This window comes from Alloprevotella sp., from assembly GCF_057240785.1.
In genome coordinates this window covers 85,586-112,106 of sequence record NZ_DBHHRH010000002.1, presented here as the reverse complement: position 1 = coordinate 112,106, position 26,521 = coordinate 85,586, and the positions used below count along the sequence as shown (strand labels likewise).

At 46.1% G+C, this 26,521-nt stretch carries 23 protein-coding genes; 9 read left to right on the top strand and 14 right to left on the bottom strand.

The genetic code is table 11. The annotated features are described in order from the left end of the window. The first annotated feature begins 200 nt into the window (after positions 1–200). Together ACO4R2_RS00775 and menA are read left to right on the top strand one after the other, a co-directional pair. Positions 201–863, top strand: a complete 663-nt coding sequence (locus ACO4R2_RS00775; protein WP_484768810.1) for a hypothetical protein — start codon at positions 201–203, stop codon at positions 861–863. A 117-nt stretch (positions 864–980) separates the two neighbouring features. After that, positions 981–1,910 (top strand): 1,4-dihydroxy-2-naphthoate octaprenyltransferase, encoded by a 930-nt coding sequence (menA, locus tag ACO4R2_RS00770; RefSeq protein WP_484768809.1) that lies wholly within the window; start codon positions 981–983, stop codon positions 1,908–1,910. A gap of 234 nt (positions 1,911–2,144) precedes the next feature. Here the strand turns inward: menA and ACO4R2_RS00765 are convergent, their stop codons facing one another. From ACO4R2_RS00765 to ACO4R2_RS00750, 4 genes are all read right to left on the bottom strand, one after another. Then, entirely contained in the window at positions 2,145–2,483 is a 339-nt protein-coding gene (locus ACO4R2_RS00765; RefSeq protein WP_484768808.1) for a hypothetical protein, read from the bottom strand. A 156-nt stretch (positions 2,484–2,639) separates the two neighbouring features. Continuing rightward, on the bottom strand, positions 2,640–3,155 hold the full coding sequence (locus ACO4R2_RS00760; protein ID WP_315090714.1) for a metallophosphoesterase family protein: 516 nt from the start codon (positions 3,153–3,155) through the stop codon (positions 2,640–2,642). After that, on the bottom strand, positions 3,152–3,769 hold the full coding sequence (locus ACO4R2_RS00755) for a cytidylate kinase-like family protein (protein ID WP_484768807.1): 618 nt from the start codon (positions 3,767–3,769) through the stop codon (positions 3,152–3,154). Before ACO4R2_RS00755 ends, ACO4R2_RS00760 begins: the two co-directional genes overlap by 4 nt. 71 nt (positions 3,770–3,840) lie before the next feature. Next, positions 3,841–5,226 (bottom strand): MATE family efflux transporter, encoded by a 1,386-nt coding sequence (locus tag ACO4R2_RS00750; RefSeq protein WP_484768806.1) that lies wholly within the window; start codon positions 5,224–5,226, stop codon positions 3,841–3,843. Positions 5,227–5,902: 676 nt separating this feature from the next. Between ACO4R2_RS00750 and ACO4R2_RS00745 the strand changes: the two genes are divergently transcribed. The 3 genes from ACO4R2_RS00745 to ACO4R2_RS00735 all read left to right on the top strand — a co-directional run bounded on the left by ACO4R2_RS00745 (position 5,903) and on the right by ACO4R2_RS00735 (position 8,348). Beyond that, positions 5,903–7,456 carry an acyl-CoA carboxylase subunit beta gene (locus tag ACO4R2_RS00745; protein ID WP_484768805.1) on the top strand — a complete coding sequence of 518 codons (1,554 nt, stop codon included), beginning with the start codon at positions 5,903–5,905 and terminating at the stop codon, positions 7,454–7,456. A gap of 91 nt (positions 7,457–7,547) precedes the next feature. Then, positions 7,548–7,865: a hypothetical protein gene (locus ACO4R2_RS00740; RefSeq protein ID WP_311490685.1), complete on the top strand. Its 318-nt coding sequence runs from the start codon at positions 7,548–7,550 to the stop codon at positions 7,863–7,865. A gap of 27 nt (positions 7,866–7,892) precedes the next feature. Further along, positions 7,893–8,348 carry a biotin/lipoyl-containing protein gene (locus ACO4R2_RS00735; RefSeq protein ID WP_484768804.1) on the top strand — a complete coding sequence of 152 codons (456 nt, stop codon included), beginning with the start codon at positions 7,893–7,895 and terminating at the stop codon, positions 8,346–8,348. Positions 8,349–8,448: 100 nt separating this feature from the next. Here the strand turns inward: ACO4R2_RS00735 and ACO4R2_RS00730 are convergent, their stop codons facing one another. From ACO4R2_RS00730 to ACO4R2_RS00720, 3 genes are read right to left on the bottom strand one after another with little or no spacing between them, the layout of a single operon-like run. Further along, entirely contained in the window at positions 8,449–8,883 is a 435-nt protein-coding gene (locus ACO4R2_RS00730; protein WP_484768803.1) for a hypothetical protein, read from the bottom strand. 7 nt (positions 8,884–8,890) lie between these two features. Beyond that, entirely contained in the window at positions 8,891–10,297 is a 1,407-nt protein-coding gene (locus ACO4R2_RS00725; protein ID WP_484768802.1) for a glycoside hydrolase family 10-like protein, read from the bottom strand. Between the two features lie 34 nt (positions 10,298–10,331). After that, positions 10,332–11,267, bottom strand: a complete 936-nt coding sequence (locus ACO4R2_RS00720; protein WP_484768801.1) for a tetratricopeptide repeat protein — start codon at positions 11,265–11,267, stop codon at positions 10,332–10,334. Positions 11,268–11,400: 133 nt separating this feature from the next. On the opposite strand from ACO4R2_RS00720, the gene ACO4R2_RS00715 reads away from it, so the two are divergent. Further along, complete coding sequence (locus ACO4R2_RS00715) at positions 11,401–12,285, top strand: DMT family transporter (RefSeq protein WP_484768800.1); 885 nt, start codon at positions 11,401–11,403, stop codon at positions 12,283–12,285. An 11-nt stretch (positions 12,286–12,296) separates the two neighbouring features. On the opposite strand, the gene ACO4R2_RS00710 is transcribed toward ACO4R2_RS00715, so the two are convergent. From ACO4R2_RS00710 to ACO4R2_RS00700, 3 genes are all read right to left on the bottom strand, one after another. Continuing rightward, positions 12,297–12,473 carry a hypothetical protein gene (locus ACO4R2_RS00710; RefSeq protein ID WP_484768799.1) on the bottom strand — a complete coding sequence of 59 codons (177 nt, stop codon included), beginning with the start codon at positions 12,471–12,473 and terminating at the stop codon, positions 12,297–12,299. Positions 12,474–12,512: 39 nt separating this feature from the next. Next, on the bottom strand, positions 12,513–13,547 hold the full coding sequence (locus ACO4R2_RS00705) for a tetratricopeptide repeat protein (RefSeq protein ID WP_484768798.1): 1,035 nt from the start codon (positions 13,545–13,547) through the stop codon (positions 12,513–12,515). Between the two features lie 198 nt (positions 13,548–13,745). Further along, a complete protein-coding gene (locus tag ACO4R2_RS00700) occupies positions 13,746–14,762 on the bottom strand; it encodes a DUF5030 domain-containing protein (protein WP_484768797.1) in 1,017 nt (338 codons plus the stop codon). 633 nt (positions 14,763–15,395) lie between these two features. Between ACO4R2_RS00700 and ACO4R2_RS00695 the strand changes: the two genes are divergently transcribed. The 3 genes from ACO4R2_RS00695 to ACO4R2_RS00685 all read left to right on the top strand — a co-directional run bounded on the left by ACO4R2_RS00695 (position 15,396) and on the right by ACO4R2_RS00685 (position 21,165). Next, the gene (locus tag ACO4R2_RS00695; protein ID WP_484768796.1) at positions 15,396–18,467 is read left to right on the top strand and encodes an outer membrane beta-barrel protein; all 3,072 of its coding nucleotides are present in this window, start codon (positions 15,396–15,398) and stop codon (positions 18,465–18,467) included. A 188-nt stretch (positions 18,468–18,655) separates the two neighbouring features. Further along, the gene (locus tag ACO4R2_RS00690) at positions 18,656–20,503 is read left to right on the top strand and encodes an LTA synthase family protein (protein WP_484768795.1); all 1,848 of its coding nucleotides are present in this window, start codon (positions 18,656–18,658) and stop codon (positions 20,501–20,503) included. 5 nt (positions 20,504–20,508) lie between these two features. Continuing rightward, entirely contained in the window at positions 20,509–21,165 is a 657-nt protein-coding gene (locus ACO4R2_RS00685; protein ID WP_484768794.1) for a phosphatase PAP2 family protein, read from the top strand. A 252-nt stretch (positions 21,166–21,417) separates the two neighbouring features. On the opposite strand, the gene ACO4R2_RS00680 is transcribed toward ACO4R2_RS00685, so the two are convergent. From ACO4R2_RS00680 to ACO4R2_RS00665, 4 genes are all read right to left on the bottom strand, one after another. Further along, the gene (locus tag ACO4R2_RS00680; RefSeq protein WP_311491031.1) at positions 21,418–22,095 is read right to left on the bottom strand and encodes a hypothetical protein; all 678 of its coding nucleotides are present in this window, start codon (positions 22,093–22,095) and stop codon (positions 21,418–21,420) included. A gap of 265 nt (positions 22,096–22,360) precedes the next feature. Then, complete coding sequence (locus ACO4R2_RS00675) at positions 22,361–23,683, bottom strand: ATP-binding protein (protein ID WP_347718912.1); 1,323 nt, start codon at positions 23,681–23,683, stop codon at positions 22,361–22,363. A 191-nt stretch (positions 23,684–23,874) separates the two neighbouring features. Beyond that, on the bottom strand, positions 23,875–25,194 hold the full coding sequence (gene tilS / locus ACO4R2_RS00670; protein WP_484768793.1) for a tRNA lysidine(34) synthetase TilS: 1,320 nt from the start codon (positions 25,192–25,194) through the stop codon (positions 23,875–23,877). Positions 25,195–25,228: 34 nt separating this feature from the next. After that, positions 25,229–26,005, bottom strand: a complete 777-nt coding sequence (locus ACO4R2_RS00665) for a radical SAM protein (protein ID WP_484768792.1) — start codon at positions 26,003–26,005, stop codon at positions 25,229–25,231. Positions 26,006–26,521 lie beyond the last annotated feature (516 nt).

Here is a 26,521-nt window from a genome sequence, read left to right as displayed (position 1 = left end):
GTGCGGCGAAGTTAAGCATTTTTAGCGAAAACCCTCCCGCTTTCTTACCCTTTTTGCTGAAATGAGGCAATTTTTATATATTTGCAGCAGTTAGTTTTGGTGAAGTTCAGAAAGATAAGGATTGCTACTTCATAGTTTGCAAATACGCCTCTCTCCCTTTGCCTTCTACTCAATTCTTGTTTCACATAATCCTTTTAGTTATGCGCCACACGTTTCTCTCCCTCTGCCTTTTTTTTGTCGCTGTTGTAGCCTTTGCCCAGCAGCAGACAGAGTTGCGCCGCTCAAAGACAGTTTTTCTCAATGAAGCTTTCCAGAAAGGTAGAATACTCCAAACGTTCAATCGTCATGTAGATGATAGCGTCAATATCTTTCTGAAAGATGCCTCTCTCTGTTTTGTTCGCAAGGACACAATTTATAAGGCCTATCTCAATAATGTGTTAGGGCTTCGGCTCGATTCTGTGGAATATAAGAAAGTGAATAATCAGATGGGGCGTGTAGTGGCTTGTCAGGGGTATAACTATTTACTTTGCGTCACCACAGTGAATATGAATCTTCTCAAAGAAGAGACGTATAGTTCTAATAGTGCAGGCTTCTTTGATTTAGATATTCCCAGTGCTTCGGGCGTGAATGTCAACACTTTCTTTGAGCTCGACCGCGACAAGCGGGATTCCGATGTGGGCTACCCTTTGCAAGACAAATACTACTTTTGGCTATCGGGTAAGGAGGTACCTGCCAACGAAACGCAAGTGAAGAAATATGTGCGCCCCGAAATGAAAGAAGCTTTCCGAACTTTGATGGCTGACCGCTTTTGGAGTTGGAGTGATGAGAAAAGTCTCAAACAACTGCTGATGTATCTGCAATAGGAGTGGAGATAAAAAGAAAAGAGAAGTCGGGCTTATTGAGATTTATCAGCAAGTCCGGCTTCTTTGTTTTTGTATCGGTTTTTGTCTCTCCCAGAATTATTCAGTATTTTTGCCCTTATGGAACAAGTTAGAAAGAACAGTGCTCGCGCTTGGCTATTGGCCGCGCGCCCAAAGACGCTCTCGGCGGCGCTCATCCCCGTTGTCACCTCCTCCGCTTTGGCTTTTGCCTCTGGGCTGTTCCGTCTTCTGCCCGTATTGGGCTGTATGCTCTTTGCCGCATTGATGCAAATAGCAGCTAATTTTATCAATGACCTTTTTGATTTTTTGAAGGGGACAGATGGCGAAGAACGCCTCGGTCCTGAGCGCGCTTGTGCGCAGGGCTGGATCAGTCCGTCTTCGATGAAGCGCGGCATTGCTCTGATGTTGGTGCTCGCGGCTATCGTGGGTTTGGCCACTTTCTACGGCTCGATTATCACAAGCCCCTTTGTGGCTGACAACCTCCTGTTGATCACGGCTTATTTTCTGCTCGTGGGTTTGGCTTGTTTGGTGTTTGCTTTCCTTTATACCACGTTGCTGAGCTACTGCGGATTGGGCGATGTCCTCGTCTACGTGTTTTTTGGCTTTGTCCCCGTGGCGGGTACTTATTTCTTGCTGACCGGCTGGCTCATCCCGGAAGTGTGGTGGCTCAGTGCCGCGGTAGGACTGATTACCGACACGCTTCTCGTGCTCAATAATTATCGCGATCGCGATACTGACCGCGCCTGTGGCAAGCGCACTTTAATAGCCGTGCTTGGTGGGCGTTTTGGCAGTTGGTTCTATCTGTTGCAAGGCGTTTTCGGTGCATTATGTTTTTCCGCCCTCGCTTTCTATGGCCTTTTGTCTGCTCCGCTCGTCCTGCTTTATCTGCTCCCACATTTTCTTACTTGGCGCGAAATGGTGCGTATCAACCGTGGGCGAGAATTGAATAAAATCCTTGGCAAGACTTCTCGCAATATGCTTTTCTTTGCTTGCCTTGCAGTCCTTTCTCTTGTTTTCTGTATTGTGTGAGTTGTCTCTCTCTGCACAATACCATCTTTGTTTTTTCTTCCCTTTGTCGTCTGAAAAAACTCAGGCGTGCGGACTCGTTTCTATCCTCTTTTTGCTAACAAATCTTTTGCCACCTTTGCCATAATAAGGTACACCAGCTGATTCCCTTGTCCTATCAGCTGACCTCCTTATTGTATTCGGAAATGCAATAAGGATATTTGTGTTTGCGGCGTTGTTATCACAAACTATTTTCTTCTACTTTTGTTTAGTATAAACAATTTCTCCAATTGACAATTTGTCTTTGTTTATTGATCCCGTCATCGTCTCTTCCTTGTTGGTCTTCGGATCTTTTCCTGTAAGAGTGATAAGCGGCGGGTTGTATGTGTAAGTTCCCTTGATAGAAACGGTTTCTTGGTCGCTATTTAGCGTGTATAAGAATTCTGTTTTATTAAAAACTAAGGTTCTAACACCTTCGTCCTTGTCGGAACATACCCATGTGGTTCCTTTCAGAGATGCAGTTTCGTCATCATCGGAGGAGCAAGCTACAAACAGGATAGGCAGCATTGCCAAGAGTAAGAATAAGTACTTTTTCATAAAGATATCTTAAGTTATTGAATGTTGCAAAAGTATATAATATTTTCTACATATTGGGCTGGTGATGTTCTATTTCTCACGCAGTATTTGTTGTGTCAGGTTCTTTTTATATAGGGGAACTCTCCTATTAGAGAGAGTTTTCAATAAATAAATGTTTTATTGATTTTGTTTATCTTTTTTCTTTTCGCCCAACTCAATCACCTCTAAGTCCTTAAATTCTTTTCCGTCAACAGTGAAGCGGACGAGTGTGCGCACCTTTTGCCACCCTTGCAAGCCTGCCGCACCAGGATTGATATGTAGACAGCGGAGTGTTTTGTCGTAGAGGATTTTGAGAATATGGCTATGCCCAGAGATGAAGAGGTCGGGCGGACTGGTGTACATTCTCCCAACGATGGAGCGATCGTAGTTGCCGGGGTAGCCGCCAATGTGTTTTATCATGATGTCGGCGTCTTCGCATTTGAACCGCAAGAGTTCGGGGAACATACGCCTGAGGTCGCCACCGTCGCAGTTGCCGCAAACGGCGCGGAAGGGCTTGAAGGCTTGAAAGCGTTCGGCAAGTTCCGTAGAACCAATATCACCTGCGTGCCAGATTTCATCAACATCGGCAAAGTATTTCTCGTAGCGTTCGTCCCAATAAGAATGAGTGTCGGAAAGCAGACCGATGCGTTTCATAGCCCAAACTTTGTTTTCACGAACTCCTTGATGATTTCACCGCTTTTTTCAATACCTACAACGCTAGTGTTGAGACAAAGGTGGTATGTGTCGGCTTCGCCCCATGTACGCGAACTATAGAAATTGTAGAATTCGGCACGTTGGCTTTCTCCCTTTTCGAGCAAACGACGAGCCACCTTGCGATCCACGTTGCGGCGTTCCATCACGCGCGAGATGCGATCTTCGTAGTTGGCTGTGAGAAAAATATTGATGCAACGCGGATTGTTGCGCAGAACATAGTCGGCAACGCGGCCGATGAAAACACTACTATGCGCATTGGCAGCCTTGAGAATGGCATCGCTCTGAAGGCGGAAGAGAGCCTCTTCAGAGATAGAATTGTTGTAGTATTCGCCCGTTCCAATCATAGGAATGACAGAACGGAAGGCATGTCCGAAGAAACCTTTCTTTTCATCGTTTTTCTCGAAAATGTCTTCGCTGTAGCCACTTTCTTTCGCCGCTATAGCAAGGATTTCTTTATCATAGTAGTCCATGTCGAACTCCTTAGCCAGAAAATGTCCGATGGCGCGGCCGCCAGCTCCGAGTTGTCGCCCGATAGTGATGACAAATGGTTCCATAAGTTGTTAGTTATAAGTTGAGCGAGCTGAGTTGTGAAGTTTCAGAAACATTGCTTTCATCTCTTGCTCTTTTATTTTATCATTTTTTTGAGTTTTCTCACTTGTTGCGCCTGCAGCGTGATGGCGATTAAGAACGCCAAAGTGTCGGCAGCAGGGAGAGAGAAGAGAACACCATTAACGGGGTTGCTGAAGATATGTGGCAGAATCAGAATCAGCGGGATGAGGAAAATGAGCTGACGCGTGAGCGCGAGAAATATGCTCTTTCCCGAGAAGCCGATGCTCTGGAAGAATGCCACCGACATAATCTGAATGCCGACGAGCGGGAATGTGGCCACCATGATGCGCAGCGTGTGGGCTGCTTGCTGAATCAGTGCGGGCGAATCCTTTGCGAAGAGAGTGGCCAATGGCGTTGCAAAGATGAAGCACGCCAAACATCCCGTAGTGGTGATACATGTTGCAAATATAATAGCCTTTTTGAGGACTTCCAATAAACGATCATATTTTTGTGCGCCATAATTGTAGCCGGCAATGGGTTGCATCCCTTGGTTCAGACCGATGACAATCATAACGATGAAAAGTACCAGACGATAGGAGATGCCATACCCGCCTACTGCTACATCGCCTCCAAGGTTGGTTTCATTACCGTATTGCGTCAGACTGCGGGTGATGAGGATTGCCACGAGGCAGGCACAGAGATTTATCAGAAATTGCGGTAGCCCCGTGATAAGTGATTTCTTGATAATGTCCCAGCGAATGTTGGGGAGTTTAGGTTCAAGATGCACGAGGTTCGATTTATCGGCGAAGAGATGAAACTGCCACATCAGCATGATGAGCTGAGAGCACACTGTGGCGAGTGCTGCTCCTCGAATGCCCCAATGCAGCACAAAAATGAAGAGTGGCGCCAAGAGGCAGTTGCACACCACCGTTCCGATAGTTGCCATCATAGCTTTCTGCGGACGATTGGTGGATCGAAGCAGAGCGTTCAGACCCAAATACATGTGGGTCACAACATTGCCTGCAAGTATAACAGTCATAAAATCGTGAGCGGGCTCGATCGTTACATTGCTCGCCCCGAAAAAGCGCAAGATGGGAGTGAGAAACACTTGCAAGATAAATCCTAACGAAAGTCCCATGGTGAGATTCATGAAGAGTACATTCCCCAGAATGTCCTGTGCCGTTTTGTAGTCTTTCTGTCCGAGCCGAATGGACATCAGCGTCGAACCGCCCACGCCTACCATGGCTCCAAAAGCAGCCGTAAGCAGCATGACCGGTCCGGTAAGTGCCAACCCCATAATGGCCTCAGGGCCGACGCCTTGTCCTATGAAAACACCATCGATGATGTTGTACACGGAAGATGCAGCCATGGCAACGATGGCTGGAATGGCATATTGCATCAAGAGTCTCCCTACAGGCTGTTCGCCCAAGGCGTTGAATTCTACTTGCTTCTCTCTGGTCATATACTTGGTCTTTTCGACTGCAAAGTTACGACTTTTTAAGCAAAAGATGTTGAGGTTTATTTTACTGCCTTATTATTTGACAAATGCATTTCTCAATATAGCGCGAGAATTTATCGTTTTAGCTAAAAAATATCTTTGAGCACGCGTGAATTTTCATAGATGTAGTGGAAAATTACCCCTGGTAGTGGGTTGGTAATCCTAAAAAGCGTGTTTTTTGCTGAAGGAGGACTGCTTGCTTCCTTATTCTGTTTAGAAATGCAATAAGGATGTCAGCCAACAGCCTTATTGCATTTGAAAATATCCTTATTGTATTTTTCGGCATCCTTATTGGGACGGCCAGATGAGAAGTAAGAGTTTTAGGACCACTTTACTTTGAGATGAGTTTTAAGCCATTCTCAACTTGTTAGAATACGAATTATATTTACAAAGATAGGCGTTTTCTGAGTTTTTTTAGATAATTTTTCCCCTTTTCTCTTTTATGGTTTTCTCCCTTAACCTTCATTGTTGGTAAATGATAAAAAGACTGGGTGACAGATGTCTGAAAAACATGGGTAGTTCAAAGTTCAGAATCGCCAAAGTCTAAAAACTTGTACGTTTCTTTGTGCTTCGCATGCTTTATCGTATTTTTGCACAGATATATCATAAAGGTGTAAGCTAAAACATAAAATAAAGCTCTATGAGTGAACAAATGAAAAAAATCAAGCAGCTCGTCGAACTTCGTCAGAAAGCCCGCATGGGCGGTGGTGAGATCGCTATCGACAAGCAGCACGCCAAAGGTAAGGCTACGGCTCGTGAACGTATCGACATGCTCCTCGATAAGGGTTCTTTTGAGGAATTGGATATGTTCAAACTCCATCGCTGTTCCGATTTCGGAATGGAGAAGAAGAAATTCTTGGGCGATGGTGTAGTGGCTGGTTCAGGTACTATCAATGGTCGCCTTGTTTATGTCTTTGCTCAAGATTTCACCGTGAATGGCGGTTCACTGTCAATCACAATGGCGGAGAAGATTTGCAAAGTGATGGATTTGGCCATGAAGCAAGGTTGTCCCTGCATCGGTTTGAACGATTCAGGCGGTGCGCGCATCCAGGAAGGTATCAACGCGCTGGCGGGCTTTGGTGAGATTTTCCAACGCAATATTGAAGCGAGCGGTGTGATTCCTCAAATTTCTGGTATCTGCGGTCCTTGTGCTGGTGGTGCTGTATATAGCCCCGCTTTGACCGACTTTGTTGTGATGTTGGAAGGCGTTAGTTATATGTTCCTTACTGGTCCGAAAGTGGTAAAGACAGTGACGGGCGAGGACGTAAGTCAGGAAGATTTGGGTGGTGCTCGTGTGCACAGTAGTGTGAGCGGTGTGGCTCATTTCACAGCTAAGACAGAAGAAGAATTTGCGGCTCTGATTCGCAAATTGCTCGAGTATGTTCCTCAGAACAATATGGAGAAAGCTCCAGTGAAGGAATGTACAGACCCGATTGACCGCAAAGAGGATTCCCTCAACGAACTTATCCCCGACAATCCCAACATGGCCTACGACATGTATAAGGTTATCTCTGCGATTGTTGACAATGGTGAGTTCTTGGAGGTTCATAGCCAATTTGCTCGTAATATCATTGTAGGTTTTGCTCGCTTCAACGGTCAGAGTGTGGGTGTTGTGGCTAATCAACCCAGTGTTTATGCCGGTGTTCTCGATAGCAATGCCAGCCGCAAGGCAGCTCGTTTCGTGCGCTTCTGCGACTGTTTCAATATTCCTATCGTTAGTCTCGTTGACGTGCCAGGCTTCTTGCCCGGAACAGGCCAGGAGTACAATGCCGTTATTGACCATGGTGCAAAATTGCTCTATGCTTACGGCGAAGCCACTGTACCCAAGGTGACAGTTACACTGCGTAAGAGCTATGGCGGTTCCCACATCGTGATGGGTTGTAAGCAGCTCAAGGCCGATCTCAACTATGCTTGGCCCAGCGCAGAGATTGCCGTGATGGGTGCCTCTGGTGCGGTTGCCATCCTCAATGGCAAAGAAGCCAAAACACAGGAAGATCCCAAGGCTTTCTTGGCAGAAAAGGAGAAAGAATACAATACGCTTTTCACCAATCCTTATAAGGCTGCCGAATATGGTTATGTTGACGATATCATCGAGCCACGTAACACTCGCTTCCGCGTGATTCGCGCTTTGGCGCAACTGCAGAATAAGCGGGAAACGCGTCCTGTGAAGAAGCACGGTAATATTCCTTTATAAAATGTGTAAATGTGTGAGTGGGCGAAGTTGTACCTCTGTGCGATTCTTCCATTCCCATATTTTCGTATATACCTATTAGCACATTTTCAAAATGAAGACGTTCAAATATAACATCAATGGTCGTGAACTTTGCATCCGTGTAAGTGGCGAAGACAGTACGATTTCGGATATCCTTGTTGATGGAGAATATCCGCAGGTGGCAGAAAGCGAAATGCCCGCTTATGCTGCTGTCATCTCGCTGGCTTTGCTGGAGAACGACATCGAAGTTGTCCACGACGACGAATCAGATGTCATCACGTTGCAGCATCATCGCTCCTTATGGGGTAATCCCGTTAGTTTGTTGCGCCCAGTTGTGGGTGGCTCATCCTGTTCTGACGATGTCGCAGTGCCTACGAGCGAAGTTTTCTAACCATACATTCATAACGAATCATAAAATATGAAGCAATATAAGTATAAAGTCAATGGTGCGCAGTATGACGTGACCATTAACGAGATTCAAGGTCAGTTGGCCAAGGTGGTTGTTAACGGCATCCCCTTTGATGTAGAGATGCAGAACTCGCAGCTCTCTGAGGATAACCTGCCCGATGTAACAACAACTGCTGCTCCGTCCGCAGTCCCAGCAGCTCCTGTTGCTGCCGCTCCGGCTGCTACTGAAGCCGCTCCTTCTGGTGCAGGTGAAGGTACGCCTGTGAAAGCTCCGCTACCAGGTGTTGTTACGAAAATCAACGTTTCAGTTGGTCAGCAGGTGAAGAAGGGCGAGAATGTTCTCGTTCTTGAAGCCATGAAGATGGAGAATAATATTACGGCCGAGGCAGATGGTACTGTCAGCGGTATTGCTGTTAAGGCGGGCGATAGTGTGCTCGAAGGTGCAGTTCTCTTGACCATTGCCTAAGTCCTTTCTACCCGTTAGTCGGGTTGAGTGATAAAACAACGGAAGACTTTTATCCCCAGTGGGTAAAGTCTTCCGTTGTTTGTTGTATAAAGTCAGTGACTTATTCCTCTAATAACGTGTTGAGCACTTTGCGGCTGAGGCGATGCGCCTTGACTTCGTTTTGCAACAGTTCGCGGATGTCGGGAGCTGCAAGGCGGGTACGGTTGCGCAGCAGTATGGGAATGAGCACTTCTGTTTGCTTCAGATGCGCATATTTGCCCAAAAGAACGGGAGTAGGGTAGCCGTAGTGACGGATAAATTGGATGGCGCGGTCAAAGCAAATGGAGTCGGCCACAGCCATATTATTGACCAACATTGGTGAGGGGCTTTGCAGAAGCACATCATGTGCCCCTTGAGCGTAACTCCAAAGTTGAACGAGTTCTAAAGCCGCACTGTCGCGCTGCGTCAGTTTGTCGCGGTGGAGAAGTCCGTTGGAAGCCGTAGCTGAATAAGAAAGGCTACCGAATATAACCAGCAGTAAAAGCGCGTGTTTCATCTTTTCGTTATTTTCTAAAGTCCATGATTTTGTGATTGGCTTTCTTTCGTCCGAGAGCCCGGAGTTGGTAGAAGCCGTGAGGGAGATCGACTGTGCTGAATACCGAGTCAGGGCGGAAACGACGTATTTCTCGTCCCGTATTGTCCACCACGACAAACGTTTCTGCATCCACGTTGAGGCGAGGCACTTTCTGCGAATCCGCAGAAGGAGACACTGCTGTCGGTTTCTTTTGTTGGCGAAGTGTTTCGAAGATGCCACCCATGGCTTGCAGAGGGTCGTTGTCGTAGCCGTGGGCGAGCCAGTCGAACACTCCCTTTACGTTGTCCGTCAGAAACTTGCTGCGGAAGAGACAGAAGCCGTTGAGATGTTGCGTGCGCAAGAAATTGATTTGGCGTTGCAGCGCAACGAGCGGCCAGTCCTTCTCGCTCGCCGATAAGCAGTAGAGCCCCAATCCCGGAACTATTGCGCCGCGCTGAGCACGCTCTTTCCAGTCGAGCACAAAGGGGTAGAAATTATCCCCATCAAAGTACATCATCGGGAAGAGTACATCCATCGTTCCCTCGTTGAGCCATGCCACCGCATCCTGATGCACCGCATCGCGCGCATTCCAGCCCCGCGAACTCTGCCGAGCCATGTCTGCGTACTTTCCTACGGGCGAGCAACTCAGCACAATACCCGGTCGGACGTTATCTAAAGCGCAGCGAATCTTACGTACCACGCGCGTCACATTTTCCGTACGCCAACGGTTGAACGGTAGCCCCTGTCCATAGCGCTTATAAGTTTGCGCGTCATTAAAGCGGATGCCGTTTTCGGGATAACGGATGTAGTCGAGATGAATCCCATCAACGTCATAGTTTTGTGCAATCTCTTGGCAGATAGACGCAATATAGTCGCCCGTTGCAGGTACGCCAGGATCCATGAGATACTGGTCGTTACTGAGCTGACAAAGCTCCGGATGGCGGCGCGGTAGCGAGCGGTTGCCCAGTCTTTTCATATCCGCCACTTTATTAACAGGGAACGCCACCACCCAAGCATGGAGTTCCATTCCGCGTTTGTGTGCCTCGTCAAGAGCAAAGCGCAGCGGATCGTAGTTGGGGCTCTTTCCTGGCGTACCAGTGAAAGCTCCGTCCCACGGCTCTATGTCCGAGGGATAAGCTGTTGTTCCACGCAATCGAGTTTGGAAAAGCACTGTGTTGATACCCGCCTGCTGCAACCGATCGAGGATGTCGATGAGTTCCTGCTTTTGGCGAGTGATGCCCTCAGCGCTGTTGGCGCGCGTCTTGGGCCAGTCAAGCCCCATGAGCGTTGTGAGCCACACGGCGCGGTAATCTTTCTTCTCCACCTTTGCGGGCTGAGCCGAAAGAAGCGAGAAAACGGTAGAGAAGAGTAGGAGTATGAGAAAAAGTTTCTTCATTCAATCAGAAAAAGATGAAACAAACCGATGGATGTTATTGCAGTTGCTTGTAGAGCTCACGGAGCGCAGCACGCGGCATACCGAGACTCACCGCCTTATCAAGGTCGCGTCGTGCCGCACCAAAGTCCTTTTGCTGAATCAGTACGCCAGCTCGTCCCACATAGAGCTCGCGATTGTCGGGCGCAAGGCGCAGCGCTTGGTCATAGTCGTTGCGGAGAGAGGGGAAGTTTTGTTGTTCCTCTTCTAAGTGGATGCGATAGAGCAGCGCATTGAGGTCCTGGGGATGTGCATTGATATAGATGCTGATGCGTTGGAGTGCCTCTTTCGGCCGTCCTTCCTTTTCGAGCGTCATAGCCAGCAGGATGGGCGCATTCGTATTGGAAGGATTAAACGAAAGCACCTTTTCCAAATCGTTGCGCGCATTGCTGTACTGTCGGTTTTGCAGATGAGCCGCTCCGCGCAAGAAGTAGAGCCGCTCCCGCAGCGAGTCGGTTTGTGCTGCCGGCATCAGCAAATCGCAGTCGGTGATGCACGCTTGCGGGTTGTTATCTTGCAGATAAACTGTAGCCCTGTCCATGCGTGCCCCATGATCCGACGGATTAAGGCGAAGCACCTCGGTGAAAGTCTCTATGGCTTCGCGATAGCGTCCTTGCGCAAGTGCAATCTGTCCCAAACTGCGCCGCACGATATTGTTGCCTGGCGCTTTCGGACGAAGCTGCAAACATTCGCGGAAGAGACGTTCGGCGGCAGCGAGCGAATCGGAATGCAGATAATTATATGCCCACTTCAGATTGTCGGCATACTTGAGCGAATCTTCACGTTCTTGTCGTGCGTCCTTTGTCTGCACGTCGTAGTCGTGGAGGTTTTTGGAACGCACGGTTGTAGCTCCTTTTCGGAGTTCCACAATGGTTTGGCCCGTCATCGGGATGATGCTGCCGAGCAGAAAGAGCAGCACTAATAATCGTTTCATACGGACAAAGATAGAGATAAAATAGGACAATGCGAAAAGCGAACTGCCCACGCTATTGATAGTGTGTAGTCTTTAGATTTTTTTATTACTTTTGCTCTGAAAAAATTATATAACGCTTAACAAATAGGCCCTTATGATGCTATCGGAGAAAGGAAAAGCTTTCTTGCAATTGCATATCTCTGTCCTGCTGGCAGGTTTCACTGGATTGTTCGGTAGGTTGGTGTCGCTCGATGCCGCCCAGTTGTCGTGGTGGCGAATGCTGCTAACCACACTCATCTTGGTCGTGTTCATCGGTTTTCCGCGCATCTCTCTCAAGCGTGCTTTGCAGTTGGCTGCTTGCGGCGGTTTGTTGGGCATCCACTGGGTGTTGTTCTACGCCAGTATTCAGTATGCCAATGTTTCCATTGGTGTGGTGTGCTACGCCCTTGTGGGCTTCTTTACTGCCATTGTCGAGCCGCTCGTTTTCCATAAGAAATTCTCTCCTCGTGAGCTTGTCTATTCTCTCATCACCGTTGCCGGTCTCCTTTGCATCTTCTCACTCGACAGCCGCTACCGCTTGGGCATCGCTATAGGTAGTGTGGCCGCTTTCACGGCAGCGGTGGCCGCCATTTTTCTCAAGAAATACTCTCAAGAAGTGCGTTCGCGTGATGCGTTGGCTTATCAGATGATGGGCGGCTTCGCAGTGCTTACGTTGCTTGTTCCGCTCTATCTTGCAGCATTTACGGATGTGCCCACGCTCTTCGTGCTTCCGCAAACGGTGGATCTTATGTGGATTTTCGGCCTGTCTTTGTTCTGCACCGTAGCCCTTTATCTCTTGCAGATTGCCGCCCTCAAAACGCTTCCCGCTTTTACGGTGGAACTGAGCTACAACCTCGAACCCATCTATACCATTTGCATGGCGTTCGTCTTCTTTGGTGAAGGGCGCGAACTGAACTTTTCGTTCTATTTGGGCATAGGCCTTGTGGTGCTTAGCGTGCTTCTCCAAACGCGGCGAGCTATGAAGAGGAAAGAGGCGTAAAAGGATAGAGATTAATCTTCCTTCAACTTTCCGGTTTGAGATGCAACTAATTGATAATAGAATCCTTCCTTTTTAATGAGACTTTCATGATTACCTATTTCTACTATTATATTCCCTACAAGAATTATGTTGATAAAACTCACACCATGGGGCTTTATTCCAACATCTGTTACCTCTTCAAATCCCATTAACAAGAAAAGGGTTTGAAGAGGTATTAAAAAGAATTCTTACTCGCTGATTATCTGTAAAAAGGCATCAATGCGTTCTCCTTCATCCTTCGTGAGATGGGGGATTTGTGTTTTTAATAGATTTACACGTGAGCGTAGTTGTTCTTTATCAGCCGTCAACTGATAGTTGATGAAGAGAAGTCGGATGTGAGTGTTCCAATCTCTTGGCTGGACGCTAAGATGTTCTTTACACAAGCGCTCTGCCTTTCGGAAAAAAAGCTCTGCATTTTCCTTGTCGCCAGTTTCTTTTGCTGCCAAAGCCCTAAAAGTTAAAAGGCGTATATCGGTAGGGTAGATAGATAGTCCCTTATTCAAATAAGTTATCATTTCAACCGTGTCCATTGCTATAGCTTGCAGCTCATAATATCCCGGGAGAAAATTAGGATGAGAACGGAGTAGTGAGCACAAAAGACGAGCGTATTTTGTGCTTTTCGCTTTAATTAAAGACATTTCATCAACAGGAGAATCATTATAATATCCTCGTAAAATATTGAAAAAACGCTTCCAGACCTTTATAGGATACTTGTTCAAGATTGTTTTTGTTGTCGTTGGCACAAGGACTCGCTCAGATGTGTAGACAGAGGAAGTGAGAATGCCATAACCATCATTTAACAAACGGACGTTGTAAGTTACAGGCTCTAATTCTCCTTTGCTTATCCAATTGTTCCAATCACTTGCATGACTTTGTTTGCTTGAAACATTGGCAGGCACATCAAGTATTTTCCGCGAATCAGGTTGTAGGGTCAATTGAAAAACACTGTCTGTAGAAGAAATCTTGTCCGTTTCTCCATGATAGAAATAAGCGATATATCCTTCTCTGGCTGTAACAAACTCGTCTGTAGTCATATTCAGCACACATTGTTTTTTGCCATTTTTTATTTGGAAGGACATCTCAAAATCTTCTGGAATGAGCTGCATCCAGGGGGTGGTATCCAAGTTGCGCAACGAGAAAGACGCAGCATAGTCTACCTGCTGCCCTTTTCCTGCCACTGATAGCAAAAAAAAGAGGAATAATAAGATCTTACTATATTTCATACATTTGGTATTATAAAGTTATTTCAACATGAATACATCCATTTTCATCTAGGACTTTGCAGCCTTCTTGTTTCAATGCATCTTTCAATTTGCTAATTTGAGATGCTGATAAATTCCGCTTGTTTATATCAAAAACATGTACCTTTTATTGTTTTATCTATTTATCACTTCATATTTCGAAAGAATCTAATATGTTCTCTATAATTCTATCCGGATTCTTTTGCGCACGGCTGCCTCGAGATAGTCCATAATTCGCCATGTTGTTCCTTTTTTTTGAATGTGATAGTAACGTCCGGAAAGAATCCTGCCGTCAGAGACATAGAGGGGAGTTAGTGTCCATTTTGGTAAGTGGGTGAAGTAGTCAGTAAGCAGATCTACATCTTTCTTATTACTGTCTGAAAGAGTTTCAGGTGTCAGAATATCTATGCTGATATTTCCTGTAGATGAAACATAGGCAATCAGATTGTAATCAGCGGTGTCTGAAGATAATTTGTAATGCTGACCTTTAGCATTTAACTCTTCACTCATCACGCACGATTGAGCAAACAATCGCTTAATGTCCCAATGTATTCCACCATCGAAAACAAAGGAGACATTATTTTTGAAAAGTGCATATTCGTTGGCCTTAGTAAAGTACGCACTTTTATATGTTTCAAAAGCTTGATGCTGTCGTTGTCCTTTTAATACCTCAAAACAACCGAATTCGTTAGAGACTACAAAGCCAAAGTATGGAAGAGGATTTGTTATGAAGCAGAATTTACCATTGAGCCAAACAGCTGGAATTTTGGCTGTATCTGACTTTGTTTGTTCAGAGACAAGTCTCTTTGTATCTTCCTTCATTAACGAAGCATCTGATTTGGACACACAAAAATCATAAGGCTCTTCTTCCGTTCGTAGATGAAAGAACCAATCTGCATTGATATGCTTGTTTCCCGAAGGAAGACTCGTTGATGGAGTACTGACAAACATGACTGTCCCCAGAGGCCAACCAATAAGTTTCTCGCACGATTTATTTTTAGAATTCAACTCTTTATCAAGAGGTCGTATGGATTCCCAATGCGGAGCTGCATGGAAAAAGGACGCACGCATTTCATCCAGTGACACATATTGCAGTGAGGGAAGGGACAATAATAAGTCTTTATCTCCTCTTATACATTGTTGAGCATATGATGGGACACTCAATAAAACAGCTAAAATGAATAAGATTTTATGCATTTGTTAATATCTTTTTTTCTTTCGCTATTTGAATGGAAACTTCGATCCATATTTTTTTCTGTAACCTCACCGTCTTCAGGCACACCTTCATAGGAAACGAACTCCCCTGTTGTAGATTCATATACTACAGCATGAGAAAAACCATAAATCCGTAGTTCGTCAAAGCAACTCGTATCAGTATGAGACGGACCATAAGCATGTCTGTCTTGATAAGGATGGCAATGATACATTGTATCGTAAAGATTCTTTTGTATTCCGAAGCAAATTCCCGGAGTTTTCACAGTTGGAACTTCTACTAAGACATGTTTTACTAATTGTCCGATGAAGTGTCTTATCTACTGTAGGTATAGATGACATAGCATGATAACAATTATTAGTATGCTTTATTATAATTAGCGGTACAAAGATTCATAGAAAATTGTTTAACGCCAAATGTTTCTTGTAAATTTTCAACAACTAAAACATCTCTTTTTTATTGGATAGATTAGTTAGAGTTTGCTTTATTGTTTTTATTAAAAATGGGAATCGCAATTAAACCTTTTCCTTCACCATTCGTCCTAAGAAAGCGACATCGCCCTAGGGAGGGCTATGTCAGTATGATTGGAACAGAATTATTTATAAGAAAGTAATTGCATGAAACGACTTCTTTTTTCATTGCTTGCTCTCATCGTCTCTCAAACTCTTTTGGCCCAAAAATATGTGGTTACGGGCAGCGTAGAGGACGAGCGCAATATGAACAAACTTGAGTTTGCTTCCGCCACACTGATGAAGCTCGATAGCACGAAAATCATTGGGACAATGACCGACAGCATTGGCGCGTTCAAACTTCGTGTGGCACAGCCTGGCGCGTATATTTTGCGCGTTAGCTTTGTGGGCTATTCGAAAGCCGACCGCATGGTGACGCTTACGGAGAACAACGATTCTATTGATTTAGGCATCATAGGTTTGGCGGGCGACAAATACACCTTGCAGTCGGCTGTAGTCACTGGTACTGCTGCGCGTGTGCAGCAGGTGGACGACACAACCATGTTCAACGCCTCGGCCTATCGCACGCCAACGGGTTCCACCCTCGAATCGCTCGTTAAGCAGTTGCCCGGCGTGGAAGTGAGCGACGACGGAACGATTAAGTGGAACGGAAAAACCGTCAAAAGCTTTCTTGTCAACGGTAAAGACTTCTTCAAGGGCGACACAAAGGTGGCGATGAAGAATCTGCCTACTGAGATGGTCAGTAAGCTGAAGGCGTATGACAAGAAAAGCGACTACACAGAGCAAACAGGTATCGACGATGGTGAAGAAACTACCGTGCTAGACATCATGACGAAGCGCGAGCTGAATGAGTCGTGGATCGTTAATGCCGATTTGGGGTGGGGTAATAAGGACCGTTATGCTGAGAAATTCTTTGCCACTCGCTTCTCCGATAATAGCCGCGTCTCCCTCTTCGGTTCGCTCAATAATACGGGCGACGAAGGCTTCGGCGGACCGCGTGGCTTTGGCAGAAGTAACGGACTTACCTCGAGCAAAATGTTTGGTCTGGACTTCGAATGGGAAAATGGTAAGAAAAAGCGCGAAGCAGGCCGTTTGGAGTTGGGCGGAAACGTTCGCTACAGCCACACAGGCGTTGATCTTCTCGCTAAGACCAATTCGGAGATATTCCTTACCAGTGGCTCTTCCAGTAGCTTTGCGAACAGCCTCTCCAGAAGCTTCTCGTCCTCAACTTACGCTGGTGGAGAATTGAAGTTAGAGTGGAGTCCCGACTCAATGACTTATATAGACATCCGCCCCACGTTCTCGCATAGCGATAGCCATAACAGCAGCAAGAGCCGGAGTGCTACTTTTAAGAGCGACCCTTATGGTTTGAGTGGTTCGCCGCTGGATAGCATCTTTGCGGCCAATCCTGCCGCCGCCCTCACCAGTATTGCTGTCAATCGTAGCGAACGGCTCTCGAAAGGCAGTAGCGTTAATAATTCAGTGGGTGGAAGCATGGACATCATTCGTCGCTTGGGAAGCAAGGGCCGCAATGTAAGTTTCCGTGCAAACTATAACTATAGCCAGGGACACAGTAGCACCTATTCCATCTCGGATATACAATACTATAACGGCAAGGCCGCAAGCTTCCTCAATCAGTATAGTTGGACGCCCAATAAAAACTATAATTATGGTTTGCGCTTTGGCTATTCCGAACCCTTTGCTAAAAATTGGAACGCGCAGGTGCGTTATGAATACTCCTTCCGTTATCAAGATAGTGACCGCAGCCGTTATAATCTGAACGAGATCGACTCGCTCACCTGGGGCAACCCACTGGCTTATCCGCCACTGGGAACGCTTCCTACCGAAGCTCAAGTTCTGCAAGCAGTGCGTGATGACTACAATTCACAGTATGCCACCTATCGTTATTTCAATAATAGTGTGAATCTGGGCGTGCGCTACAACAATAAAATAGTCCGTTTCGATGCTGGCGTAAGTTTCAATCCACACCGCACAAAATTGGCGTACGAACGCCCCGGACAGAACATAGATACCACCGTGGTACGCAAAGTGTTCAACGTCTCCCCGCAAATGCGCTTCCGCTACCAGTTCTCCAAGACCAATCAGTTTGAGTTCAACTACCGAGGCTCTGCATCGCAACCTTCGATGACGAACCTGCTCGACGTGGTGGATGATAGCAACCCGCTGCTCATTACTATGGGTAATCCCGGTTTGAAACCCTCGTGGGTAAATACGTTGCAGGTTCAGTATCGTGGCTACAATCCAGAGCAGCAAGCAGGAATGTTCTTCGGCTTCGACTTCACGCAAACGTCTAACGCCATCTCCACGCGCATTGTCTACGATGACGCTACAGGTGTGCGCTATTCTCGTCCAGAAAATATCGATGGTATCTGGAGCATGGGAGCACATGGTATGTACAATTTCGGCTTTGGTAAAAACAAGGTTTGGACACTCTCCTCGTTCACTAATTTCAGCTTCAATCACGATGTAGGTTATGTGAGCCGTGTGAGTGGTGTCGGTCATACGCGCAGTCTTGTGGCAGCCTATCTGCAATCTACTGCTATACGCAGTCAGCACAACACCGCGTATTATAATAATGTGTTCAGTTCTGCCAATGCGGAGAAAAATGTCAATAAGACCTTGAGCATGGGTGAGCACTTGCGCCTCAACTATCGCGCCTCCTTTTTTGATGCAGGTTTTATTGGTATGCTGAACTATCAGCACTCGCGCAACAGCATCCAAACATCAAGCAATCTCAACACTTGGCAATTCAGCTATGGAGCTGAAGCCAATTTCAACGCACCTTGGGGAATGAGTCTCTCCACGGACATCCGTATGAGCAGTCGCCGTGGATATTCGGTAAGCTCCATGAATACAAATGAATTGCTTTGGAATGCTCAGCTCAGTCAGAGTTTTCTCAAGAAAAAGAACCTGACACTCAGCGTGCAGTTCTATGACATTCTCCAGCAGCAAAGCAATATCAGCCGCGTGCTCAATGCGCAGATGCGCAGCGACTCTTGGAACAATGCCATCAATTCTTATTTCATGGTACACCTTATATATAAGTTGAACATCTTCCCAGGTGGCAGTTCTTCAAAAGATGCTGATGCTAAGCGCGACGGTGAGTGGAAAGAAGGTCGCGGCGGTCGTCCTGGTCCCGGTGGACGTCCCGGTGGCGGTCCTGGCCCGGCTGTCCTGTCCCCCAGCAGTCGCTTCTAAGCCACACTAAAACAATCAGACATTTCAATAAGATAAGGACGCGCTTTGCGAGCTCTGCTTTCTTCCTCCCTACATGGAGAAGACTGTTTGCCGCAAAGCGCGTCCTTATTGTGTTTTACCGAATTTTATAGTCTACTCTTTGCAGGAAATTGATTCTGTTACTAACTTTGCTGAAAAATAAAGACGTAATGAAAACGAGGATAGGCCGATTTTTCGGTGTCTACTTTCTATGGGTCGTTTGTTTTGTTCTGCAAAAACCTTTCTTTCTCCTTGTGTATGGACAAAACGTGCAGCACCTCCGCGCAACAGATTGGTTGAGCATTATGTATCACGGACTCCCACTTGATTTCAGTATGGCAGGGTATCTCTCCGTCATTCCCGCTTTGCTACTACTCCCCACGCTTTGGCGAAAAGAGCAGTGGCCGCGGCGAACGTTGATGGCTTATTTTGGCTGTGTATCTACTATCGTAGGGATGGCTTTTATCTTGAATCTTGTGCTCTATGGCTATTGGGGATTCCCACTTGATTCAACGCCATTGTTCTATTTCTTCTCGTCGCCGCAGGAGGCAGTGGCCAGTGTGAGTTTTGGATTTTTGCTTCTCGGCTTGTTGCTAACGGCTCTTTGCAGTGTCGCCATTTATGCCGTGTTCTATTTCTTCTTGCTTCGCCCGAAGCGTTGGCCGCAGTTTGAGAGAATTCACAATAGAGCCTGGAAGAGCTTGGCTCTGTTTCTTCTCACAGCCGCTCTGTTCCTCCCCATTCGCGGCGGGATAACAACGTCGACGATGAACGTAGGAAAAGTTTTCTACAGTGGCGACCCTGTTCTCAATCATGCCGCCGTGAATCCGCTTTTCAGTTTGATGGAATCATTGGTAGGACAAGAGGATTTCGCGAAACAATATCGCTTCATGGACGATCGTGAGGCAACGCATCTCTTCCGCTCTATGCAAGAACAGCCCGAAGCGAACGTGGTGCTTTCCGACTCCCTGCTGACCACACAACGCCCCAATGTGATGATTATTGTGATGGAGAGTTTCTCCAACTTCCTAATGAAGGAAATGGGCGGATTACCTAATGTGGCGATCAACCTTGATTCGATAGCCCGAACAGGAGTTCTCTTCACGAATTTCTACGCCAATAGTTTCCGCACCGACCGCGGACTGGTTAGCATCTTGAGTGGTTATCCAGCTCAGCCCACGATGAGCATCATGAAGTATCCCAGTAAGACGGCGCATCTCCCATCCATCTGTGGCGCTCTTTTGAAAGTGGGCTATCGTCCTAAATACTACTATGGTGGCGATGCAGATTTCACCAAAATGCGCTCTTATCTCGTGGCGCAAGGTTTTACGGATATTGTCTCCGACCAAAATTTCCCCGTTGGCGACCGTCTCTCTAAATGGGGTGTCCATGACCATTTGCTTTTCCGCAAAGTGTGGGAAGAACTCCGCAGCGAAAAACCACAGAAAGAGCCTTTCTTCCGCGTGGTGCAAACGAGCAGTAGTCACGAACCTTTCGATGTGCCGTACCACCGTCTAAGCGACGAGCGTCTCAATGCTTTTGCCTACACTGATAGTGTTATCGGAGATTTTCTTCGCAACTTCCGAACGTTGCCCGCATGGAAGAATACGCTCGTTATCCTTGTTCCCGACCATCTCGGGTGCTATCCCCCTCATATTAGCAATTTTGACATCAACCGCTATCGTATTCCGCTCATTCTGACAGGAGGAGCTGTTCGAGAACCGAAACGCATAGATATTATTGGAGGTCAGCAGGACATCGCCGCCACGCTGCTGGCGCAGTTGGGTTTGTCGCACAAAGAGTTCGCTTTCAGTAAGAACCTCTTCAATCCCCATGCTCCGCATTTTGCGTTCTTTGCTGTGCCCGATGCTTTCGGCCTCGTCACCACCGATAACCAACTTATCTACGACAACCAAGCTCACCGCGTGATGCTCGACACTGGGCGGAGCAAAGGGCAGAACTTGCGGCCGGCAAAAGCTTATCTGCAAAAACTCTACGATGATATTGCTAAACGCTAACAAAGATGCTTGATTTCTTTACAGATCTGGACACACAGTTGATGCTCTTTCTCAACGGATGGCACACTCCGTATTGGGACAATTTTATGTGGCTCTATTCATCTAAATGGGTATGGCTACCTTTCTACGCTGCTTTTGTCTTTGTGATTTTACGCAACTTCAAGTGGCGCGTTTCGGCTCTAATCTTTGTGGCTGTGTTTCTAACGATATTTTTCGCCGACCAAATTACGGCTACGCTGCTGCGCCCCATTTTTCATCGCTTGCGCCCATGCAATCTGGATAACCCCTTGTCGCAGTTCATTCATGTAGTGGCAAATGATCGAGGTGGCCCTTACGGCTTCCCTTCTGCCCATGCCGCCAATGCTTTCGGCTTTGCGTTTTTCATCCACTATTTGTTTCGTCGGAGTTGGCTCTCGCTGCTCCTCTTTGCGTGGGTACTGATGATGTGCTACACGCGCATATATTTGGGCCGACACTATCCTGGCGACCTCTTGGTGGGTGCGATAGTGGGCTTTGTTAGTGCGAGTATATCCTATTGTGCACTACGTTATGTTTCAGGAACTCAAAAACAGAAGTCGTTGCATGGGCTCTCTGTTCCTCCTTACGTCCTCCTCCTCACGCTCCTCACGTTTTTCATCCTTTCCTTTTTCTATCCCTATTAGGGAGTGTGGAGATATAGGCAATACAAGAGGAAAATCCGCAATGAATTCTTTATTCAGAAACCATTGCGGTCAGGCGGGAAGAAAAGGCATACAAGCCTATTCCCGTTATCACTGACTTTACCGACAGCGACGGAAAGGATTGCTTTCCGTCCCATTGCCGAACTTGGTAGAAACGGTATGTTCATAGCCTAACTTCTCGATAATAGTCCATTCTTTTACCCGAATTTATTGCTCATGAGACAGTCTTTCTTATTATCTTAAACTCGAATATGTTATTCTAATCTCATTTTTTTCTTTCCCTAAAATCGTTATATATATAATTCTACCATAATTATCATATTTGTACTGACATCTGTAACTAATGGTCTCATTAGAAAAATCTGGCATATATTTATATCGGAATTCTTTAAGTAAGCCTTTTTCTATAACTATTGTGAGCGTTAAGACATAATCAACTCTTGCATTGATATATGTGTAATATTTGTTGATTTTTAATATATTAATTGTTTTACAATCGCCTTTTGTTTGAATAAAAGATTGAATTTCCGACTTATCATAATTGGATAATATATCAGAAATAATACAAAGGTCTTCGAAGATAACCTCCGGATATTTTATAATCACCCCCCACGATTCCAAGTATTTTAATTGTTCGAAAAAGACATTTTGCATATCTTTCTCGACCTTTGTGAGCCTTATAGGCTTCTTTTTCCTGCTTTTATAGACAGCTTCTTTCTTTCCATTTATATATAGACTCTTGGAAGTATACCCAGATTCATACGATAGGGTAACGTCCACCTGATGACTTTCCGCTACCTTACTGTTAAGAGGAAAATATAATAATAAAAGAAGTAAAAACACTTTCATAATTAATATCTTGTATAATGAGAAGTTTTTATTAATTTGTTTTCCAAAATATTGTTCTACCATATACAGCAGTGGATTGTAATCGCATTTTTCCCGCATTAGGGTTAGGAATTGACTTCTTTGTTTCTGAGTTATAAAAAGAATCCCGTGCAGCACGAATCATAGGTGCTTTGAATGCTTTACCAATATTATTTTTCCACTGAGCATAATGTTTTGGAGAAATATTTCAACCCATAGTATTCATATGTATTTCAAAACGACCATTACTTCTACACCATTGCGGATTTTTCTTTCATAGATGGGTTTTTGTTTACGTGCAGAATAAAGATTACGATTTTGGTAAGAAATAATGAAACCAATCAGCTAATGGTGAGGGACAACTAAGCAATCCTTCATTGTATTGCAAATTGAGAAAAGAAAAACGGATACGCTCTTTGGGTTGATATTTCGCTGCATACACAGATAAGCTTCGCCCACTAATGCAGTTTTCAGCCTTTACCTCTATTGGGATAATATTCTCTCCCCATTGAATGATAAACTCAATCTCTGCTCGATTATCAGAAGACCAATAATGAGGGACTTCATCTTTCATCAATGGCATTAAGGATTGTACAACAGCATTTTCTGCCATACTCCCCTTGAACTCGGTGTAATTAGCATTAGCATTTAGAACCACAGTTGCTGGAAGTCGGGCAAGGCGGCGAAGTAGTCCACAATCACAAGCGTAGACCTTGAAAGCAGTAGGATCTTCGTAGGCAGAAATAGGTAGTCCTGGTTTGCTGATGTTGAAAACTCTGTAAATCATACCTGCATCCTCCAGCCAGAGTAATGCGTCTTCATAATCTTTAGACCGTGCCCCAGGTTTAACAATCTTATAGATGAATTTTCGATTTTTTTTGGCCAATTGTGATGGTAGTGAATGCCAAATAGCATGAATACGTGGAATGTCTCTTGCTGTGGCATATTTGGCAAAGTCAAGCTCATAAAGATCAAGAATCTCTTGCTGTACCTGCTCCACAACTTCCATTCCCCTATTTTCGAGTAAGCTGATAACTGCTTCGGGCATACCACCACATACGAGATACCGCCGATATTCCATTTTCAACTTATTGAAAATTATTTCGGGAAGATGGTTCGCTTCGTCTAAATCCTCCACATAGCGATATGTTCTTTCGTCTGCAGCACGCAAAAATTCGCGGAATGTGATAGGGTACATACGCATGATGCTTACCTTACCTACTGGCACTGTCATGTTGCGCTTTTTGACTGCTACACCGAGCAAACTACCAGCGGCTATAACATGATACTCTGGAGCATCTTCATAAAAATACTTCAAGCTATTCAGTGCTTCTTCGCATTCTTGAATCTCATCAAAAATGATAAGCGTTTTTCCTGCAACAATAGGAATGTCAGTATAGAGCGAAAGCTCTTTGAGGATTCTTTCGGGGCTTTTAGATGTTTGGAATACTGACTTCAATTCCGGTTGGCGGTCAAAGTCAAACTTAGCATAATACTCAAAAGCCTCTCTACCGAAGGCTTCCATCGCCCATGTTTTGCCAATCTGTCTTGCTCCTTTCAGCAAAATAGGCTTCCTTTTTGGATCTTCTTTCCACTGCTTGAAAGAGTCTATTATATCTCTTCTAATCTCCATAATACATTTTTAAGTGCGGAAAAATGTAGTGATGATACGCTTTTCTGCAGTTATTTTCGCAAATATGGTAATTATTCTTAAAATCAGCAAGCTTTCTAAATAGAAAAATATATCTCTACTGAGTGATTAAAGAACTAAAAGTTATAGAGGTTCTATTGAAAGGCTAAAAGGACAAAGTTCTCTCTGAGAAATTATAGATGTAATGATAGTTTTAAGCAGCGGGTGGTGGTTTCCGATATGGCAGCGCGGCAGTCGATGCGTTCGCCTACAAGCCAGAGCGGGCCAGCAGCATCGCAAACGATGAGGGCGGCGCGTTTGTGAATGCGCGAGCGGTGACAATTGGTGAGATAATCGCTCACAAGTTTACTTCCCTTCATGCCGTATGGGTGGAAACGGTCGCCAGGTTGGAGACTGCGGACGAACAACTCTCCTTGAATCTTGTCGGCATCAAGGGTGGCAACTTCTGGAACTCTGCTAATCTCTACCTTCTCGCATTTTTCTATGAGCAATGTGCGCCCAGCGGACAATGTTGTATTGCTTTCGCCGAGAGGAGTAGGGGGAACTTCTTCAATGATAGGCGAAAGTATGAGCCGTCCTTGATGGAGAGTGGCCCACCCTGTGGTACTCGTGAAGAAAATGCCCGATTCGCCTTGCAGCTTAGGGAAGATGTCAGAAATATGGGAAGAACTGAACCCGTACTCCTTCATGAGGAGGAAAAGATATGTTTGCGGCGCGGAGGAGTTTAGCAAAGTGTCCACTTCAACGGAAATGCCGAACGTCTCTTCCCGCACGCTTTCTTTTCGGAACTTCTCAAATTGTTCTCCGACGATGTTGTCGGCTTCGGCCATACGCTGCATGGTTTCTGCAAGGGTGCGGTCGAGCGATGGGTTCATCTGGCGCAACAAGGGGAGTATTTCTTGTCGCAGTTTGTTGCGCCTATAATAGGTGTCCGCATTTGTACTATCCACAACAAATGCTTCGCCTTTTTCTTTCAAGTAAATTTCAATCTCTTGTCGAGTCACGCCGAGGAGCGGTCGGATAACATCCGTAGTGCGAACGGACATACCTGTCAGTCCTTGCAAACCAGCACCGCGCAGGAGGTTGAGGAAGAACGTTTCGGTGTTGTCTTCCTGATGATGCGCTACAGCCACAAAGCGGATATTGCGCTCACGGAGCAATTTTCGGAACCATGTGTACCGCAAATCTCGCGCCGCCATTTCGAGACTCACTTTTTGCACTTTCGCCACCGCCTTTGTGTTGAAGTCGACACGATGAAGCGGCACATCCAATCGCTTGCAGAGTTGCTCCACAAAAGAGGCATCGCGGTTGGCTTCTTCATCGCGCAAATGAAAATGACCATGTGCCGCCTCCACGGGATAACCCAAGTCGCGCAACACCAGCAGAAGAGCAACAGAATCAGCTCCACCACTGAGAGCAACCAAAACACGCTCGCCATCATGGAGCAGATGATGGCGAACGATGAGTTGGCGGATATTGTCTGTAAACTTCAATGTCTTGTCGTATCAGTTGTGAAGAGAAAGATTTTTAGTAGGAAGCTGTGGCAGGAATTCCCTCTTTCTCAATCATTGCCACGATGCGATCCAGTTCCTCGTGAGTAGCTTTCTGTAAGTCGTGGTTGGGCGTTTCGCGGTCGATGGTGTAGATCATCACCTGCTGTGGCTTGATTTCTTTGACAGCTTCAAGCCATGGCAGCACATATTCATCGCCCGTATTGTCCACATTCTTCCCATCCACGGTTCCTTTCATGAACATTGTCTGCACAATGACATGCCCATTGAAAGCCTTGAGCGCTTCGACCACCTTTTCAACATCATAAGGATACAAAGGGCGATCGACGAGCTGTATATACTCCAGATTGATAGTATCGAGCTTGAGGATATTGTTATCCACAAGCATGAGAGCTTTTCGGATATTGGGACGCGCCGCAAAAGAAGCATTACTCAGCACACTCACCTTAGCTTTCGGACAAAAACGATTGCGCAGCGCGATGGTATCCTCTATGATACCCAAAAAGTCGGGGTGGGTGGTAGGTTCTCCGTTACCAGCAAAGGTAAGTACATCGGGCACTTGTCCTTCCATGTGCATCTGCTCCAAACGAAGTTCGAGCGCACGTTGCACCTCCTGCCGTGTAGGGCGTTTGGAGTGAGCAACGCGATCCTTATTGAAGCCACATTCGCAGTAGACACAATCGAATGTGCAAACCTTTCCATCGCGTGGCATCAAATTGATGCCTAAAGAAATTCCCATCCTTCGGCTGTGGACAGGACCATATATTGGTGCAGGATAAATAATTGTTGACATAATCTATAAGTTATCCCCGCGAAGTTACTGTAAACGTCCGAATATTCCAAACACTCCTCTTGTTTCTTATTTATATGTATCTTGCCTTTTATTTTTAATCGTATCTTTTCTGCTTTAGGAGCTAAAGAAGTAGTTGAGAAAGTCTTTGTGGGTGCTGTGCGACACCTCCGGTGTCGGAGAGAGGAGTGGAGTTCTCTCCACGGGTTCACCCTCGCTCCGCTCGGGCATCACCCGCGGTTACGCATGGTGTGTCCCCACCGGGGACAGTGGGTGAGCGCACACGAAGTTCGCCATACACCTTCTCACACAGCGTGGAAAGTCTGCACACTATCAGTGGGCATACACCTTCTATGTCACCATTTCAGCGGCGAAGCAGAACAAGGCAACTCATCGCCTCCGGCGGAGGCGCACCATGCTTAACCGCGGGTGATACCCGAGCCTGAGCGAGGGGGAACCCGTGGAGAGACGCCAGCACCAAACTCCGACGCAGGAAGCGTCGCACTGAAAGCGTGGAGG